13 protein-coding genes and 1 other annotated feature are annotated in these 16,233 nt (G+C 37.6%); of the genes, 4 read left to right on the plus strand and 9 right to left on the minus strand.

What is annotated here, in order from left to right:
- Window positions 1-19 precede the first annotated feature (19 nt).
- Window positions 20-1,978, minus strand: coding sequence for a threonine--tRNA ligase (thrS, locus tag HZI73_RS21445; RefSeq protein WP_212695395.1), 1,959 nt, complete (start codon window positions 1,976-1,978; stop codon window positions 20-22).
- A 98-nt stretch (window positions 1,979-2,076) separates the two neighbouring features.
- Complete coding sequence (locus HZI73_RS21450; protein ID WP_212695396.1) at window positions 2,077-2,481, minus strand: bacteriohemerythrin; 405 nt, start codon at window positions 2,479-2,481, stop codon at window positions 2,077-2,079.
- A gap of 132 nt (window positions 2,482-2,613) precedes the next feature.
- Window positions 2,614-2,816, minus strand: a binding site (T-box leader).
- Window positions 2,817-3,030: 214 nt separating this feature from the next.
- On the opposite strand from HZI73_RS21450, the gene HZI73_RS21455 reads away from it, so the two are divergent.
- Genes HZI73_RS21455 through HZI73_RS21465 form a run of 3 tightly spaced genes read left to right on the plus strand, consistent with a single transcriptional unit; the run spans window position 3,031 to window position 5,751 of the window.
- A complete protein-coding gene (locus HZI73_RS21455; RefSeq protein ID WP_212695397.1) occupies window positions 3,031-3,609 on the plus strand; it encodes a TetR/AcrR family transcriptional regulator in 579 nt (192 codons plus the stop codon).
- 58 nt (window positions 3,610-3,667) lie between these two features.
- Complete coding sequence (locus HZI73_RS21460; RefSeq protein WP_212695398.1) at window positions 3,668-4,285, plus strand: hypothetical protein; 618 nt, start codon at window positions 3,668-3,670, stop codon at window positions 4,283-4,285.
- Between the two features lie 47 nt (window positions 4,286-4,332).
- Complete coding sequence (locus HZI73_RS21465) at window positions 4,333-5,751, plus strand: sulfatase (RefSeq protein ID WP_212695399.1); 1,419 nt, start codon at window positions 4,333-4,335, stop codon at window positions 5,749-5,751.
- A 130-nt stretch (window positions 5,752-5,881) separates the two neighbouring features.
- On the opposite strand, the gene HZI73_RS21470 is transcribed toward HZI73_RS21465, so the two are convergent.
- Window positions 5,882-6,886, minus strand: a complete 1,005-nt coding sequence (locus HZI73_RS21470) for a CehA/McbA family metallohydrolase (protein WP_212695400.1) — start codon at window positions 6,884-6,886, stop codon at window positions 5,882-5,884.
- Window positions 6,864-7,346 carry a hypothetical protein gene (locus HZI73_RS21475; protein WP_212695401.1) on the minus strand — a complete coding sequence of 161 codons (483 nt, stop codon included), beginning with the start codon at window positions 7,344-7,346 and terminating at the stop codon, window positions 6,864-6,866. The genes HZI73_RS21470 and HZI73_RS21475 overlap by 23 nt, the downstream gene beginning before the upstream one ends.
- Before the next feature lie 237 nt (window positions 7,347-7,583).
- Between HZI73_RS21475 and HZI73_RS21480 the strand changes: the two genes are divergently transcribed.
- Window positions 7,584-7,838, plus strand: coding sequence for a DUF3243 domain-containing protein (locus tag HZI73_RS21480; RefSeq protein WP_212695402.1), 255 nt, complete (start codon window positions 7,584-7,586; stop codon window positions 7,836-7,838).
- Window positions 7,839-7,948: 110 nt separating this feature from the next.
- On the opposite strand, the gene HZI73_RS21485 is transcribed toward HZI73_RS21480, so the two are convergent.
- The 5 genes from HZI73_RS21485 to HZI73_RS21505 all read right to left on the minus strand — a co-directional run bounded on the left by HZI73_RS21485 (window position 7,949) and on the right by HZI73_RS21505 (window position 16,232).
- Entirely contained in the window at window positions 7,949-10,384 is a 2,436-nt protein-coding gene (locus HZI73_RS21485; RefSeq protein WP_212695403.1) for a GH36-type glycosyl hydrolase domain-containing protein, read from the minus strand.
- A 189-nt stretch (window positions 10,385-10,573) separates the two neighbouring features.
- Window positions 10,574-12,127 carry an ABC transporter substrate-binding protein gene (locus tag HZI73_RS21490; RefSeq protein WP_212695404.1) on the minus strand — a complete coding sequence of 518 codons (1,554 nt, stop codon included), beginning with the start codon at window positions 12,125-12,127 and terminating at the stop codon, window positions 10,574-10,576.
- Window positions 12,128-12,161: 34 nt separating this feature from the next.
- Complete coding sequence (locus HZI73_RS21495) at window positions 12,162-13,073, minus strand: carbohydrate ABC transporter permease (RefSeq protein ID WP_246552243.1); 912 nt, start codon at window positions 13,071-13,073, stop codon at window positions 12,162-12,164.
- 11 nt (window positions 13,074-13,084) lie between these two features.
- On the minus strand, window positions 13,085-14,053 hold the full coding sequence (locus tag HZI73_RS21500; protein ID WP_246552244.1) for an ABC transporter permease: 969 nt from the start codon (window positions 14,051-14,053) through the stop codon (window positions 13,085-13,087).
- A 568-nt stretch (window positions 14,054-14,621) separates the two neighbouring features.
- Complete coding sequence (locus HZI73_RS21505) at window positions 14,622-16,232, minus strand: response regulator transcription factor (RefSeq protein WP_212695405.1); 1,611 nt, start codon at window positions 16,230-16,232, stop codon at window positions 14,622-14,624.
- Between the last annotated feature and the right edge of the window lies 1 nt (window position 16,233).

A 16,233-nucleotide genomic window follows, 5' to 3' on the forward strand; every position in this document is an offset into this window, starting at 1 on the left:
AAAATGACTAGCAAATCATCTATTGCTCTTTTTCCTCCGTGACAGGCATCACTTTCTCATCAATCTCTTTTCTTAAGCGACTTATCACATCATCAAGTGGTAAGCCTCCTTCATCACCTTGAACACGACTTCTAACAGCCACAAGACCTTCTTCAGCCTCTTTTTGTCCTACGATGAAGAGATAAGGTACTCTTTCCATACGGCCTTCTCGGATTTTATAGCCAATCTTCTCCGCACGATCATCAAGTTCTACGCGAATGCCATTAGCCTTTAATTTAGCTACAACATCTGTGGCATAATCTTGATATTTGTCGGAAATTGGCAATACTTTTACTTGTACTGGCGCTATCCATGTAGGCATAGCACCTGCATATTTTTCAATTAACATAGCAAGGGTTCGTTCGTAACATCCAATAGAGCTGCGATGAATGATGAACGGATACTTCTTCTCGTTATCCTTATCCACATAGGTCATGCCAAAACGTTCTGCAAGTGCAAAATCAATCTGAATGGTGAATAAGGTATCTTCTTTACCATGAACATTTTTAAACTGTACATCTAACTTTGGACCATAGAATGCAGCTTCACCATCAGCCTCTTCAAATTGAAGTCCAATATCATTTAAAATGTCACGCATGGTGTTCTGGGTGGACTCCCAAGCTTCTGGATTATTAATGTATTTATCGGTTTTTGCTGGGTCCCACTTAGAAAAACGGTACCATACATCATCTTGAATACCAATAGCTGTCATCACATACTTTACTAAATCAACAACATCCTTAAACTCTTGCTCTAACTGCTCCGGTGTACAGATAATGTGGGCGTCTGCAAGGGTAAATTGTCTTACACGAATAAGACCATGCATCTCACCTGATGATTCGTTTCTGAATAAGGTTGAGGTCTCAGAATAACGAACAGGTAAGTCACGATAGCTGCGTTGTTTGGCTTTATAAATAATATATTGGAAGGGGCAAGTCATTGGACGAAGGGCAAAGACCTCATCATCTGTTTCCTCATCACCAAGGACAAACATCCCATCTTTGTAATGATCCCAATGTCCTGATATTTTGTATAAATCACTCTTAGCCATGAAAGGTGTCTTAGTAAACGCATAACCTCTACTCTCTTCTTCATCTTCAACAAAACGCTGAAGCGTTTGGATCACTTTTGCACCTTTTGGCATAATCAATGGCAGACCTTGCCCTACAAGCTCGGAGGTTGTAAAATATTCCAGCTCACGACCTAATTTATTGTGATCTCGTTTCTTTGCATCTTCTAATTTTTCAATATGCGCAGTAAGGTCTGCGTTCTTAGTAAATGCTGTACCATAGATTCTAGATAACATCTTGTTCTTCTCATCCCCACGCCAGTAAGCGCCTGCTACAGACAATAACTTGAAAGCCTTACATGGCTTAGTAGACATTAAGTGAGGGCCAGCACATAGGTCAATAAATTCACCTTGCTCATAAAAAGATATGACTGCACCTTCTTCTAAGTCTTCAATCAATTCTACTTTATAATCTGCTCCTTTTTCTTTCATCAATTCAATGGCTTTAGCTTTAGGCAGTTCAAAACGTTTAATGGGAAGATTCTCTTTCACAATCTTCTTCATTTCTTTTTCAATGGCTATAAGGTCTTCGTTGGTAAAGGGTTTTTCTGTATCAAAATCATAGTAAAAACCATCTTCAATGGATGGACCGATAGCCAACTTTACTTGAGGGAATAAACGCTTAACAGCCTGTGCCATAATATGAGCCACGGTATGACGAAATGCATCTTTACCTTTTTCATCCTGAAAGGTTAAAATGTTAAGTTCTACATCCTTATCAATCATGTGTCGAAGGTCTACCACTTCTCCGTTGACTTCACCAGCACATGCTACACGTGCAAGCCCAGCACTAATATCTGTAGCAATATCTAGGACAGACATGTTCTTGTCATATTCTTTTGTTGAACCATCTTTTAATGTAATAATCATGGTGTATTGTCTCCTTTTCTTATCATAACTTTTCTATCCATGAGGTCTTTTATTTTCAATTACTTGTTGTACATAAAGACCATCATGTTATATACCCATTAAGCAATGTTAACATACTTGGCATCCACAACGAGAATATGGTGGACAATCCAATCCACTAAAAAAGTAAGCATGTTATTCATGTTCTCATATTGGTCTTCATCAAAATCAATTTCTGATAGTTTTTTTAACTTCTTCACAAACAATTTGTGCTCAAATTGGTGAATCTGATATGCATCTTCATCGTACCCTTTTGAAGTCATGAATTGCTCTTCAAAATTAAAATGATATAGGGTGTAATCCACTAGTTCTTTCAAGATTTCCATAAATTCATCGTAACAATCAATGCCTTGACCAATATCTTCTGTCAATTCTGCAACCTTAGCTGTCACTTCAAATAGATGTTGATGCTGCTTATCAATTTCATCAATACCTAATACATACTTGTCATCCCATTTTATCATGGTAACACCTCCACATTTATTTTGTATTTAAGCATAGTATAACAGCATAAAACGTAAGCTCATTCTGCAAGTTATTTGATATGTTCTAATAATCAACATACAAAAAACTCGCCGCCTTACTATGTCTGCATAGTAAGGGACGAGAGATCTATTTTTCCCGCGGTTCCACCCTTATTGTTCTTCTAGAAACCACTTTCAATGATTGTAACGTCATCAACGGACTTTTTTAGAGCCACTCAGAGGTAGTTTTCAAATGATGCCGTATAAAAGTCTTACAGCCAAGGACTTTCTCTCTGTATACTTTCTCATTTTACTCGTCTCGTCATCGTATTATGGTACTATTGATTTTAATTATAGCACTACTTTGTGGTTTGTCAACAAGAAATATAACCAAATAACCATCCTGTCCTCCGAACTATCCTTTGGTTGTTCCAAATCTTAATAGGAATTGACGGGAATGCTTGACATGCATAAACGTATACGTTACAATAAAGACAGACCAGTCGGTCTTTATTGTCTTAATCATTAACGTTTAAAGAAGGAGGAACCATGTCACTTACTAAACAAGAAATTATTGCTAAAGCTACACCCTATTTTTTAGAAAATGGCTATAAGGGCACAGGCTTAAATCCATTGTTAAAAACACTGGGTATGTCAAAAGGTGGTTTCTACCATCATTTTAACAGTAAAGACGAGTTAGCTGTCAGCATCGCACAAACATTGTATGAAGCTCAATTTCAACAAGTCATAAACATTGCCTGTGGTTCTGGTAGCGTGAAAGAAAAAATGGACCAAATGGTTGACATCTATCAGCCGGCCTTATCCAATATTAATTATAAAAACAGTATTAACATCTGTCTGTACATGTTTGAAATGATGAAAACAAGTGCGGATATTAAACAGACGATCAGTCAGAATTATGATGCCTTGATGAATGCACTCTCTGGTGCCTTTGAGAAGGGAATAGAAGAAAAAGAACTGGATGGACAGCTGGATGTGGAGAGTGCTGCTATACATTTTGTTAGCTTATTAGACGGTCTTATTCTTTTTCAAAGCATCTATCCAACGTCCATTGAAAATCATACACAACAAATAATGCTGCAATTTTACAAAAGCATTAAAGCTTAGCACAAAAAAGGAGGTAAAACTGAATCTATTTATAAGTGATGAAAAGGAGGTTATAATCATGTCTCAGATGTTTCTTGACCCCAAAACACCCCTACATACGTGTCGTGAAAATAGCTGTAAAGGATGCCATGTATCCGATAATATCAGCTGCCATTTTAATGTAAAGCAATTACTCCATTTTCTTTCCATTGCCTTTCCAATATTTCTTTTAGGAGGTTTCAAGCTCTACGGTTACGATTGGAAATTTCTTATCCTTTGGATCGGCATTATTATTGCTTATTTTGGCTTTGTTGAAATCAGAACCATGTGTTCCCATTGCCCTCATTATGCAGAACCAACAACTAAAAAACTGAAATGCTGGGCTAACTATAGCTCACCAAAACTTTGGAAGTACAATCCAGGACCCATGTCAAAAGCAGAAAAAATCGTATTTTTAGCGGGTATGGCTACTGTTTTTCTTTACCCTGTACCCTTCCTCATTGTATTAAAGGATTGGTTTTTTCTCCTCCTTTATTTAGTATTAACCACAAGCTTTTTCTACACACTGCACATGTTTCTCTGTTCACGGTGCATGAATTTTGCATGTCCTTTTAATAACGTGCCGGAAGAAACCCGTCATGAGTTTTTCAAAAAAAACCCTACCGTTGCGAAAGCTTGGGGAAAAGATATAACGTAATTGAAAGCATAGATAACCGTCTATACATGTCAAAGGAGTGATTATATATGTCCCTACAGACTCAACCCAATATTATCTTCATCCTGATTGATGATATGGGGTACAAAGATTTAAGTTGTTATGGCAGTTCTTTTTATGAAACACCGTATATTGATACATTGGCTTCCGAAGGTATGCTGTTTACAGATGCCTATGCCGCATGTCCCGTATGTTCCCCTTCAAGAGCCAGTATTATGAGCGGAAAATATCCGGCCAATGTTGGTGTAACAGACTGGATTGACCATAGTGGCAACTGTCATCCTGCCCGTGGTCTATTGGTGGATGCTCCTTATATTGATCATCTGCCACTGGAAGAAAAGAGCATCGCAGCTGTATTGAAAGAAAACAACTATCAAACATGGCATGTGGGCAAATGGCACCTAGGCAAGGAAGACTATTATCCAGAGAAACATGGTTTTGACAAGAATATTGGAGGCTGTCACTTTGGTCATCCTGCTAATGGCTATTTCAGCCCCTATGATATCCCTACCCTTGAAAACGGTCCAGATGGCGAATATCTTACCGACCGCTTAACAGATGAAACCATCCAGCTCATTAAAAATCGCAACACATCACAACCCTTTTTTCTTAATCTCTGCTATTACGCCGTACATACACCCATCCAAGCCAAAGAGGATGATGTGTATAAGTTCATGAATAAAAGAGAACGACTGGGTATAGCCCATATGCAGGAATTTGAAGTAGGTGATTATTTCCCTTGTGAACACAAAAAGGAAGAACGGATTATGCGAAGATGTCTGCAATCCAATGCGGATTATGCGGGCATGATTTACAATCTTGACCGGAATATAGGGCGCTTATTGGATACATTACGGGAAACAGATCTAGAAAAAAATACGCTCATTGTGTTTACTTCGGATAATGGTGGTCTTGCAACTGCTGAGTCTTCACCAACCTGTAATGCCCCTCTAAGTGAAGGAAAAGGGTGGATGTATGAAGGTGGTGTCCGTGTACCTCTCCTTGTTAAGTGGCCAAAAGTCGTTGCCCCTAATCGTATCTGTAAGGTACCTGTGAACGGTCCTGATTATTACCCCACTTTCCTAGAAGCATGCCATTTACCTCTATTGCCTAATCAGCATGCAGACGGTATGAGTTTGATGCCCCTTTTTAAAGGGAAGAAAACCCTTCAACGAGAAGCCCTTTATTGGCATTATCCACATTATGGTAACCAAGGCGGTACCCCTGGTTCTTCCATACGTATGGGGAACTATAAGCTTATTGAGTTTTTTGAAACAGGAGCTTGCGAACTCTATGATTTAGAAAACGACATTGAAGAACATTATGACCTCTCCGACAAGCTGCCAGAACAGACCATGACCATGAAAAGTATGTTACAGGCTTGGCGAGAGAAAGTAGAAGCTAAAATGCCTCAGCCAAACACCACTTATCAACAAATAGAAGCATAAATAGATAAAAACCATAGGGTATCCAGATGCTTGATATGTATGATCTATTAGCTGTAAACAAGCATAATAGATTATAGCACATAATTATACCAGTAAGCAGGTTGATACCCTATGGTCTGTCATTTAAGATTTAAGGAGAAAAATAGATAGCATTTGTAAAACCAATCATTGTCTCTACATCGTCATGCATATAACCAAATAGTTCAGCTCGAACCCATTTTAAACCCTGTGTATCAAGGGTGCAGTTCATATGCTTTTCACCAATGCCTAACGCTTGCTTTGTCAAAAGGCCTAAGTTACTCTGTAAGGCAACGTATGAAGGTCTATTGCTTTGCTGCCATTTATCTTGTCCCCTATGCTCATCAAGGCTTATGCTCACATCAAGTTTTTCATGTGATGAAAGAGTTACCGTGTCTCCTATTCCCCACTCTTGGGAAGTCATGTTATTTTTTAAGAAAAAAAGCAAAAGAGGCCCCATGGTGACCACTACTCGCCCATTCTTTATAGCCACTTTAACTTGCTCCTCATAGCAACTATTCTCATCCCTATCCACTTGCAGATATGTAACTGCTGTGATAGCATCTTCTGGATAGGGGGCATGCCAATCCAGTCCATAGGTTCCTGTAATACGATACCCTTTGTTAAGTAAATCCGTCCATAACGCTAAAGCCCGCTGATTGCTTTCCTTTTCAGGGGGAAACTGTTGTGACCAGACCTCAAGATAATCAATAGCATGCCAGTCTTTTACATCATATTGCCAAAAGCAGCCTGTACACAAAGGACTTCCCACACGATAAGGATGCGCTATACCTGCAATTCCACCTGCCTCGTGAATTTTAGCTAGCCCTTCATGAATGGTGTACATACCCATATTACGCCAATCCACATAATGGGACATACCTAACACAACCATGTGCCCATAAAAAGTGGTCCACTCTAATCCTCTAACAATCTGAATACCTGTTTCTTCCATTGCTTCTACAATTTCTTCCTTAGGTACTAAGGTATTATGATCCGTTATGGCTATACTTTCTCGACCTGTTTCTTTTGCAGCTCTTGCCAGTTCTAAGACTGTAAATTGACCGTCACTGTGTTGGGTATGGGTGTGCAGCTCACAAGGTATCCATGTCTTCATCTCGGCTCTCCCCTTCCCAAACATGTAATTTGTATGTACAATGGTCCGTTACAACAGCATGAACACTTATGGTGATGATCCAGCGCCCTGGCAGCATATCACCTTTTATGAATCCGTATGTAGCACTTTCTTTGCTTATACTTATCTGTTGGTGGTTAACAAGGCGATGGGCCGCTCCTCGAAACCCATCTGGGCCATCTATGGATAGTGTTAATAAATTTTTTAGAGGCAGATAGGCTTTCCAATCCTCTTGGTTGTAACTATTGACGTCTTTACAATATGTATTCAAACACCCCTGAATCAAGTGCTTTGATATCTCCATATCATCAAGGCACTTAGGCTCATAGGAAAAATCAATATTAAGATTTGTGATCTTGTCATCGATGTTAACCACATAAGTGATATGGCTTTTTGAACAAGATGGTGTTACTGTTCCTTCTGCTGTATATCGTGTATGCATCCATGGACTCCTTTCCTTATTCAAGTTAATTTGTATCAGTCAATGACGTGTACTTGTTGACTATTTTACCACTTTATGGCTCACTTAACAAATGTATAGACATATTTTAAAAAATAAAGCTTCGTATGCCTTAATAACTTTCTCCTTTAAAAGTCTAATTCATACTGTTCTTAACTGTATAATATATGCAAACACTGGAAAAAATAAAGTATCATCGTCCATAAGGAGGTTATGTTCATGGAACTGGATATTCAAGCAATGAATGATTATGAAAGTTGGAAGAAAACCCTTCACACGGCTGTTCACACAGGTAAAAATCTTGGCATGGAAGACCATACCATCACAAGTATTGCTACGGTTGTAGGTGACTTCTTATCCAATAATGTGGACCCCAACAGCCGAGAACATCGGGTTATTAAGGAACTATGGGATCAAGGTACTTCTGAAGAAAAACGCGTTATGGCTAATCTTATTGTGAAGTTAGTGGATTAAATATCATAGAATAACTTGTATAACGCCAATTGGGGGCTGTTTCATAAAGCTAGTTAAAATCAACCATTTGCTTTATGAAACAGCCCCCTCATGACAAAACCATGCATATCCTATCCCATTAGTACATCCACTTGATAGATTTTTCCTGTACCTTCTGATGGTAGTGTTGCACCATCAACAGGATGACCATCAACATATATTTTTTTTATACCTTTGGATACATGTTGAGGGTTTTCTATGGTTATTCTATAAGTATTGTTTCGATATTTTCTAATAATTTTAAAACCACCCCATTCTTTTGGGATACAAGGGTCAATGATTAAACCATCAAAATCTGGTTTAATACCAAGTATCCATTGGGTGATGGTGATAAAATTCCATGCTGCTGTTCCCGTTAACCACGAATTTTTTGCTTCACCATGTGTAGGCGCATCTTTTCCTGCAATCATTTGGGAATAGACATAGGGCTCTGTTTTATGAATGTCACTGATCTCCTCCAGATAAGATGGTGTGATTTTTCGATAGATATCAAATGCCCGATTCCCACGATGAATCTCTGTTTCTGCACATGCAATCCATGGGTTATTGTGACAGAATATCCCTGCATTCTCTTTGTATCCTGGAGGATAACTGGATATTTCTCCAAGGTTATCGTGATAGGTTGTATAAGCTGGTTGATGCAGGACAATGCCATATGCTGTGTCAAGCTTATCTTTTACAGCGTCTAGTGCTTTCTCAGCTAACCCCTCTTTTAAACCTATACCAGCCATGACACAAAAACCTTGAGGTTCAATGTATATCTGTCCTTCTTTATTGCTATGGCTGCCTATTTTTTCACCAAAGGCATCATAAGCCCTTAAAAACCAATCCCCATCATACCCTTCCTGTATAACCGTGTCATACATCTCATCAACATACGCTTTCGCCTTTTGGGCTTCTTCTTCCTTACCCATCCGTTCACATAGTTTCACAAACATGTTACCAATATAGACAAACATACCGGCTATAAATACAGATTCTGCTACTCTCCCATCAGGATCACCATAGGTTTGAAAGGATTCACCGGGTTCATTGGAAAAACAATTGAGATTCAAACAATCGTTCCAATCCGCTCTGCCAATAAGTGGTAAGCCATGAGGTCCACGGTTATTCACCACGTGATAGAATGAACACTTTAAGTGACTAAACAAGCTGCCTACATCATGTGGGTTACAATCGAATGGCACTTGTTCATCCAATATGTCCATATCCCCTGTTTCTTTGATATAAGCTATAACACCTAAGATTAGCCAAAGTGGGTCATCGTTAAATCCTCCCCCTATATCATGATTACCTTGTTTCGTAAGGGGTTGATATTGATGATAAGCACTTCCATCCTTAAATTGTGTAGATGCAATATCCAAGATACGTTGCCGCGCACGTTCTGGAATCTGATGAACAAAACCTAACAAATCTTGATTGGAATCTCTAAATCCCATACCTCTTCCAATCCCCGATTCAAAATAGGATGCACTGCGTGACATGTTAAAGGTAACCATGCATTGATATTGATTCCATATGTTAACCATTCTGTCTAACTTGGCATCATGGCTGGTAATCTGGAAGTGGGATAATAGATCTTGCCAGTAATGCTCCAAGTCAAGTAATGCCTGACTCACGGCATCACTTGTACCCATTTGCTTCATCATATCCTTGGCTTTTGTTTTGTTGATAATGCCTTTGCTTTCCCATTTTTCTTGACGATTATTTTCCACATAGCCTAATACAAAAATAAGTTCCTTCGTTTCATTGGGCTTCAAAACCACATGCATTTCATGGGAAGCTATTGGTGACCAACCATGGGATATGGAGCCTGTGCATGCGCCGTCTTTTACCACGTTGGGTGCATCTAATCCGTTGTATAAACCCACAAAGCTTTCCCGATCTGTATCAAATCCATCACAAGGCGTGTTTACCCCGTAAAATGCATAATGGTTTCTTCTCTCACGGTACTCTGTTTTATGATAAATAACCGAGTCTTCCACTTCCACTTCTCCCGTGTTTAGGTTACGTTGAAAATTCGTCATATCATCTTGTGCATCCCACAAACAAAATTCCACAAATGAAAAGATCTTTAATTCCTTGGTTGTTATGCTTTCATTGGTTAGTTGGACACGGTGCACTTCCCCATTAAAATGAAGGGGCACAAAATAAGTAACATCTGCCTTAACATTATTTCGACTGCTGGTTATTCTTGTATAGCCTAATCCATGACGGCACACATAAGCGTCTAGTTCCTTTTTAACAGGGAGCCAGCCCGGTGTCCAATAATCTTCTCCATCTTTTATGTAAAAGTACCGTCCATTGGTGTCCATGGGCATATTGTTATAGCGGTACCTTAATATTCTTCTTAACTTGGCATCTTTATAAAAGCAATATCCGCCTGCTGTGTTGGAGATCAAACTGAAAAAGTCATTGTTTCCAAGATAATTAATCCAAGGATAAGGTGTCTTAGGTGTGGTAATGACATACTCTTTTCGCTTATCATTAAAGTATCCGTATTTCATGTAAATCCTCCTTCTATTCCTGCTTCTTTGTGTTGTCTATGGTATGGAATCCCCTTCTTAACCATGCTTATGTATCTATTATAGATGAAAAGGCCTTCTCATAAAAGTAAATTGACTCAATCATGTAGGAAATATTTTTACCTACACCATTGCTTTTATGAGAAAGCCCATGTTACTCAACGATTCTATTTAGTTTCCTAACCAAGCGTCTAACTGTTTCTGTTTTTCATTAATGATTTTATCAATACCTGCATCTTTAAATCCTTGAAGTAATATTGGTAAATATTCTTCTGGGTCAACTGTACCGGTTTCTAAAGCAGGTACATACTCATCCCATACATTGTTGCATTGTGCAATTTCAGTTTTAATGCTATCTGCATTAAACATGAATCCAAGTGTTTTGGTACCACTTGCTTGATCATTAAACGTCTTAAATTTCTCCCATTTTTCTGGGTCTTCATTAGGCAACAAGTAATTAATAAACTGATTACCAAACATCCATCCAGTCCCTGGTGAATACTTATCCGTATTGTCTGTAGACTCGATAATGTTGTCTGAAACTTTTGTATAATGCTCCCCTTCAATACCGAAGTTAATCAGGTTATTGATATAAGGGTCTGTGTTAAATAACTCTAGGAACATTAATGCTCTTTCAGGGTTCTTAGATGTCCTTGATACAGCTTGCATAGAACCTGTTGTATCCCTATTGGAGATAATAGGTGGTGTAATTTCTACTTGCACCCAAGGATGACCCGTTGAGTTGGTCATTTCATCATCTTTACCTGGCTTCAATGATTTTACAGCAGCGAAGATTTTACCTGCTTTTTCATCTGCCATATAATCTCGAACTGTAGCAGCATCTTCACGGATATAACCGGCTTTGTAGAACTTGTGCATGGTTTTAAATAACGTCATGGTTTCTTCTGCTTCAAATTCGTTAAACACTTTCATATCCTTAGAATCATTCCATACCACACCTGGATACTTATCATCACCAATACGGTCAAAATCCAATAACTTGAATGGTGATTCCCCATTTAATGCTTCTAAGGCATACATGTTAGGTTCATTTTCTTTAATCGTTTTAAGGAAAGGCTCAATGTCTTCTAGGGTTTTGATTGTAGAGATATCCATGTTATACTTTTCAATCATATCTTTTCTAATAATAAAACCCCATTGGTGAGCTTTCTCTTTGTTAGCTGGTATGGCATAGTTAATGCCTTCAATCTGAGATCCCTTGATAAAGTCGTCACCCAATTGTTCAATTGTCTTAGGTAAGTACTCATCAAAATAGTCATTAAGGGGTATAAAAGCCCCTCTTGCCGCTTGTTGGAAATAGTTATTTGTCCATGAAGACGTAAAACAGATATCAAATTTTTCAGTACCCGCAATCATGGTTCTCATTTTCTGATCATAGCTACCCCAGTCAAAGCATTGTAATTTAATGCTGGCATTAATTTTATCTTTGATATAAGCATTGACTTCTTCTTCAACTTTCTTCACATCTTCTTGTTGTCCATTACCAATAAAGTACCATGTTAACGTCACATGTTCTAATGCTGAGTCAGCGGTTTCATCTGGTTGTTCATCTTTATCATCGTCTTTATCGTTTGTGTTATCTTGAGTGTCACCGGTTGCTGGTGTTGGATTATTGGTCTCCGCTTTTTGACCACATCCAACCATGATGGTTACTAACAGTGCAGTCACCATCATCAGTGCTAATATTTTTCTTGCAATTTTCATTGTGTTACCCCCTTGAATTTTATTTTAAAACCCATTATCCTTTTACAGCCCCAACCGTTAATCCTTTTACAAAATAGCGTTGGAAAAACGGATAGGCTAGCATAATCGGTCCTATTGCGATAATTGCCATGGCCATACGTGCCGTTTGAGCCGGTATGTTCTTTAATGCATCGGATGTATTGGACATGGAGCCTGCATTTTGTGTGATAAAGCTGATGTTATTTTCAATACGATACATTAAGTATTGTAAGTTATAGAGTTTTTCATCTGTAATAAATAAGAGTGGTGCATACCAATCATTCCAATAGAATAAGATATTAAACAGCGCAATGGTCGCAAGTGCTGGCTTTGCCAATGGTAAAACAATACGCACATATATCTTAAACTCACCTGCACCATCAATTCTTGCTGATTCCATGACGGAACTGGGAATGGTTGTGGTATAGAAAGTTCGCATAATGAGCACATAAAAAGGTGTAAATAACCACATGAGAATCATAGCAAACAAGGTATTTTTCAAATGTAATACATTGGTATAGACCATATAAAATGGTACAAGACCTCCGTTAAATAACATGGTAAAAAAAACAATAAATGTGAAAAAGCTTTTGTATCTAAAATCACGCCTTGAAAGTGGATAAGCATACATGGAAATAATGATTAAACTGAGGATACTTCCCACCACAGTAATGAAAATTGAAACACCATATGCTCTTAAAATCATCGTTGCATCTTTAAAGATAAATGCATAGGCATTCAAGGTTACTTTTCCTGGAATTAAATTATACCCAGCCGTTTGAATCACCGATTCATCTGTAATGGATACAGCAAAAACCAATAATAGCGGATAAAGACATGCTGCTGCAAGAATAATCATTATGGCATTGAGTACAATATTGGCTGATTGAGATATCTGGGTTGCACTGGCTAATCTTTTTTTCATCATAACTCTCCTTCCTAGAATAATGCACTTTCCTTATCAATCCGTCTAACAATGGTATTAAATGTCATGACAAGGATGAACCCTAATACAGCCTGATAAAACCCTGCTGCTGCTGCCATGCCTAAATCGCCGGTCTGAGAAAGAGCCCGATAGACATACGTATCAATCGTACTGGTTGCTTTATATAAGATTCCCATGTTTCTAGGAACGGTATAGAATAAGCCCATATCCGTATAGAAAATACGTCCAATCTTCATGAGTGTCAGTATGATAACCAATGGTACCAGCATGGGTATGGTAACTTTTCGAATTTGCTGAAAGCGACTTGCACCGTCAACAGCTGCTGCTTCATAGTATGACTTATCAATGCCCACAATAGCTGCTAAGTAAATGACACAATCATACCCTGTCCATTTCCAGGTGTTGACAGAAATCAATATGCCAGGCCAGAATTTTGGAGAAACGTACCAGTTAATGGGCTCTAATCCTAGGCTTTTCAGTAAATTATTTAGGGCACCCATATCTGAACTAAGAATGGAAAAAACTAAATAGCTGACCACAACCCATGACAGGAAGTAGGGTAAAAAGAACACACTTTGATAAAACTTTGCTAACTTTCGATTGAGTATTTCACTGAGTGCAATGGCCAGTATAACAGCGATGGTACTGCCAATTAATATAAAGACAATGTTATACAGTAATGTATTTCTGGTGATATAATAAGCTTGACTTGAGCCAAATAGATATTTGAAGTTATCAAACCAGATCCATTTCCCTCCAAATATATTACCGTAATTATCAAGGTTTTTGAAAGCTAACACAATCCCAAACATGGGCATATAGCTGTTTACTAACATGACAGCTAAACCTGGTATTAACATGAAAAATAACACTTTTTTGTCTCTTAAGTATCGAAAAAATGACTTGCATTTGTTTGTTGATTTTTTCTTGTTTCGGATTGCTAATGATTGATTTGGTTTCAATCTATTTTCAGTATGCATCTCACGCATGTTATCCCCGCCTTCCAGCCTTATGATCCTATTTAGGATTCTTTAACGACTTTCTAAAACCATTTTAGGATTAATTGCGTCCATTTTGAATAGATAAAGTTGTATTTTTATTTTGTCTACCACGCTTTTTTCCATGCAAAATATGACAACAAAATATTCTACTAAAAGATGGTTAAGGAATATAGGTTGCTTGATTGCAAAAGAATCTTAGGGGAAAAAATAAAATATTTGTATAAAAAAATCTCCTATCTTTAAGATAAGAGATTGTTAAAGTGAAGAAGAGACAACGGTAGGGTAGTAAACCATATATCGTGATAATATACTCTTGTTACGTTTGTTGCTTTTATCTGTTTTAAAAGGATGGCAACAAGCCGTAAAAGTCGTATATTATCACGATATATGGTATCTTTTTTGTGCCACTTTTTAGCGGGTAAGGAGCGTAGGTTTGGTCTATAGATTGTTAGTCTATGTATTATAGGTGTGGGATCGTGTGTAAATAAGAGATACATCTTTAGCGAATGATTGGATTATATAGCTGTCTCTATGGCTTTTGGGTTCTGTAGTCCGTTGGGGTCATGTTTGTGTACTTTTTGAATAGTTTTGAGAAGTAGTGAGGGTCTTGGATGCCAACTTGTTCTGCTACCTCATAGGTTTTATAATCTTTATTATTCAATAACTCTTTGGCTTTGTTTATCCTAATTTCATTGAGGTAATCCACAAAATTCTTTCCAATTTCTTTTTTGAATATTCTACTTATGTAGTAGGTACTGACATAGGTATATTCTGCTAAGTCATTTAGTGTAATGCTTCTGTGATAGTTGTCTTGGATGTACTGAGTGGCCTTGTTTAACATGGAATGAATGTTGTCTTTGTTATACCGATTAATTCTGCTAACCACATTATGGGCAGCATCGACTAGTAAGCAATGGAGTTCATCAATGCTTTTACTTTGCTCAATTAATCGATACAAGCTGGATATATCTTTTACCACACTTTTATTGTTATCTTCTATGGCTTTTATAGATAAGCGGATATTATTAATGGCATAAATCACGTTCCAACAAAAGGTTTTAATCATTTCAGGGTCACATTTTTTTTCTTCGAATACTTTTACTTTTATTTCCTGTAATACTGCCCCAACATGTTTATTATTACCTGTTTTAATGGCTCGAATTAAGTTGTTTTTATAGGCTTCCAGTAAGGAATCGTCTTTGGGTTTATAAAAAGATGCCAGGTCTTCATAGATAATAATGGCGTTTTCACCTAGGTAAAATTTGTAGGATAGACCTTCCTCGCATTCTTTCATTTTCTCTGGTAATGCTTGAATACCTTCGCCAATTTTACTGATGGATGCGGTAATGGAAAAGTTAAAGCAATTTTTTACAAGCTGCTGGATGTTACTGACTTTTTTATGGATGTTCTCGATGGATAAACGTTCATCTTGGGTTTGGATAATAAAGGCTAGTCTTCTACTGTTTATGGCAATTTTTTCTACTTTAAATTCGCCTTGAAACATTTCTTCGATGGTATTGGTAAGCCCAAATTGGTATAGCTGTCTCTGATAGGGTTCATAATCCTCTAACTCTTCATCTATTTCCACAACCATCATGATGAATTTATGGATTTCAATGCCATACATATGCAGTTCTTGCTCATTTTCATCATAGTTAGTTGTAATGTTAAATATGATATCGTATAACAATTTTTGTCTTAATATGGGTTTACTGTTCTCATAGGATTCTTTGATCTTGATTAATTCTTTTTCTTCATCGGATTGATATTTAAGCTCTAGGACGGCTCGCTTAACCACTTCACATATTTCTTCAATCTTAGAAGGCTTTAATAGATAGTCAAAAGCGCCTAATTTAATGGCTTCTTGTAAATATGAGAAATCCCGATAACCGGTCAATAAGATGAACTTGGTATGAGGGCATTCATCTTTCACTTGACCAATCATACTTAAACCATCGATTTCCGGCATGTTAATGTCCACAAAAACAATGTCTGGTTTCAAAGCTTTAATTTTCTCTAAACCTTCAACACCATCACATGCTTCACCACAAATCTCACATTGGAATTTTTTCCAATTAATAATGTTCATTAATCCCTTTCGAATATAGAGCTCGTCATCAACGATTAATACACTAAACATC

The organism is Vallitalea pronyensis, from assembly GCF_018141445.1.
In the GTDB taxonomy this organism is placed as follows: domain Bacteria; phylum Bacillota; class Clostridia; order Lachnospirales; family Vallitaleaceae; genus Vallitalea; species Vallitalea pronyensis.

Coding starts and splice junctions, on each gene's coding strand:
- thrS (WP_212695395.1), bottom strand. CDS start 1,978: ATGATTATTACATTAAAAGATGGTTCAACAAAAGAATATGACAAGAAC.
- HZI73_RS21450 (WP_212695396.1), bottom strand. CDS start 2,481: ATGATAAAATGGGATGACAAGTATGTATTAGGTATTGATGAAATTGAT.
- HZI73_RS21455 (WP_212695397.1), top strand. CDS start 3,031: ATGTCACTTACTAAACAAGAAATTATTGCTAAAGCTACACCCTATTTT.
- HZI73_RS21460 (WP_212695398.1), top strand. CDS start 3,668: ATGTCTCAGATGTTTCTTGACCCCAAAACACCCCTACATACGTGTCGT.
- HZI73_RS21465 (WP_212695399.1), top strand. CDS start 4,333: ATGTCCCTACAGACTCAACCCAATATTATCTTCATCCTGATTGATGAT.
- HZI73_RS21470 (WP_212695400.1), bottom strand. CDS start 6,886: ATGAAGACATGGATACCTTGTGAGCTGCACACCCATACCCAACACAGT.
- HZI73_RS21475 (WP_212695401.1), bottom strand. CDS start 7,346: ATGCATACACGATATACAGCAGAAGGAACAGTAACACCATCTTGTTCA.
- HZI73_RS21480 (WP_212695402.1), top strand. CDS start 7,584: ATGGAACTGGATATTCAAGCAATGAATGATTATGAAAGTTGGAAGAAA.
- HZI73_RS21485 (WP_212695403.1), bottom strand. CDS start 10,384: ATGAAATACGGATACTTTAATGATAAGCGAAAAGAGTATGTCATTACC.
- HZI73_RS21490 (WP_212695404.1), bottom strand. CDS start 12,127: ATGAAAATTGCAAGAAAAATATTAGCACTGATGATGGTGACTGCACTG.
- HZI73_RS21495 (WP_246552243.1), bottom strand. CDS start 13,073: ATGATGAAAAAAAGATTAGCCAGTGCAACCCAGATATCTCAATCAGCC.
- HZI73_RS21505 (WP_212695405.1), bottom strand. CDS start 16,232: ATGTTTAGTGTATTAATCGTTGATGACGAGCTCTATATTCGAAAGGGA.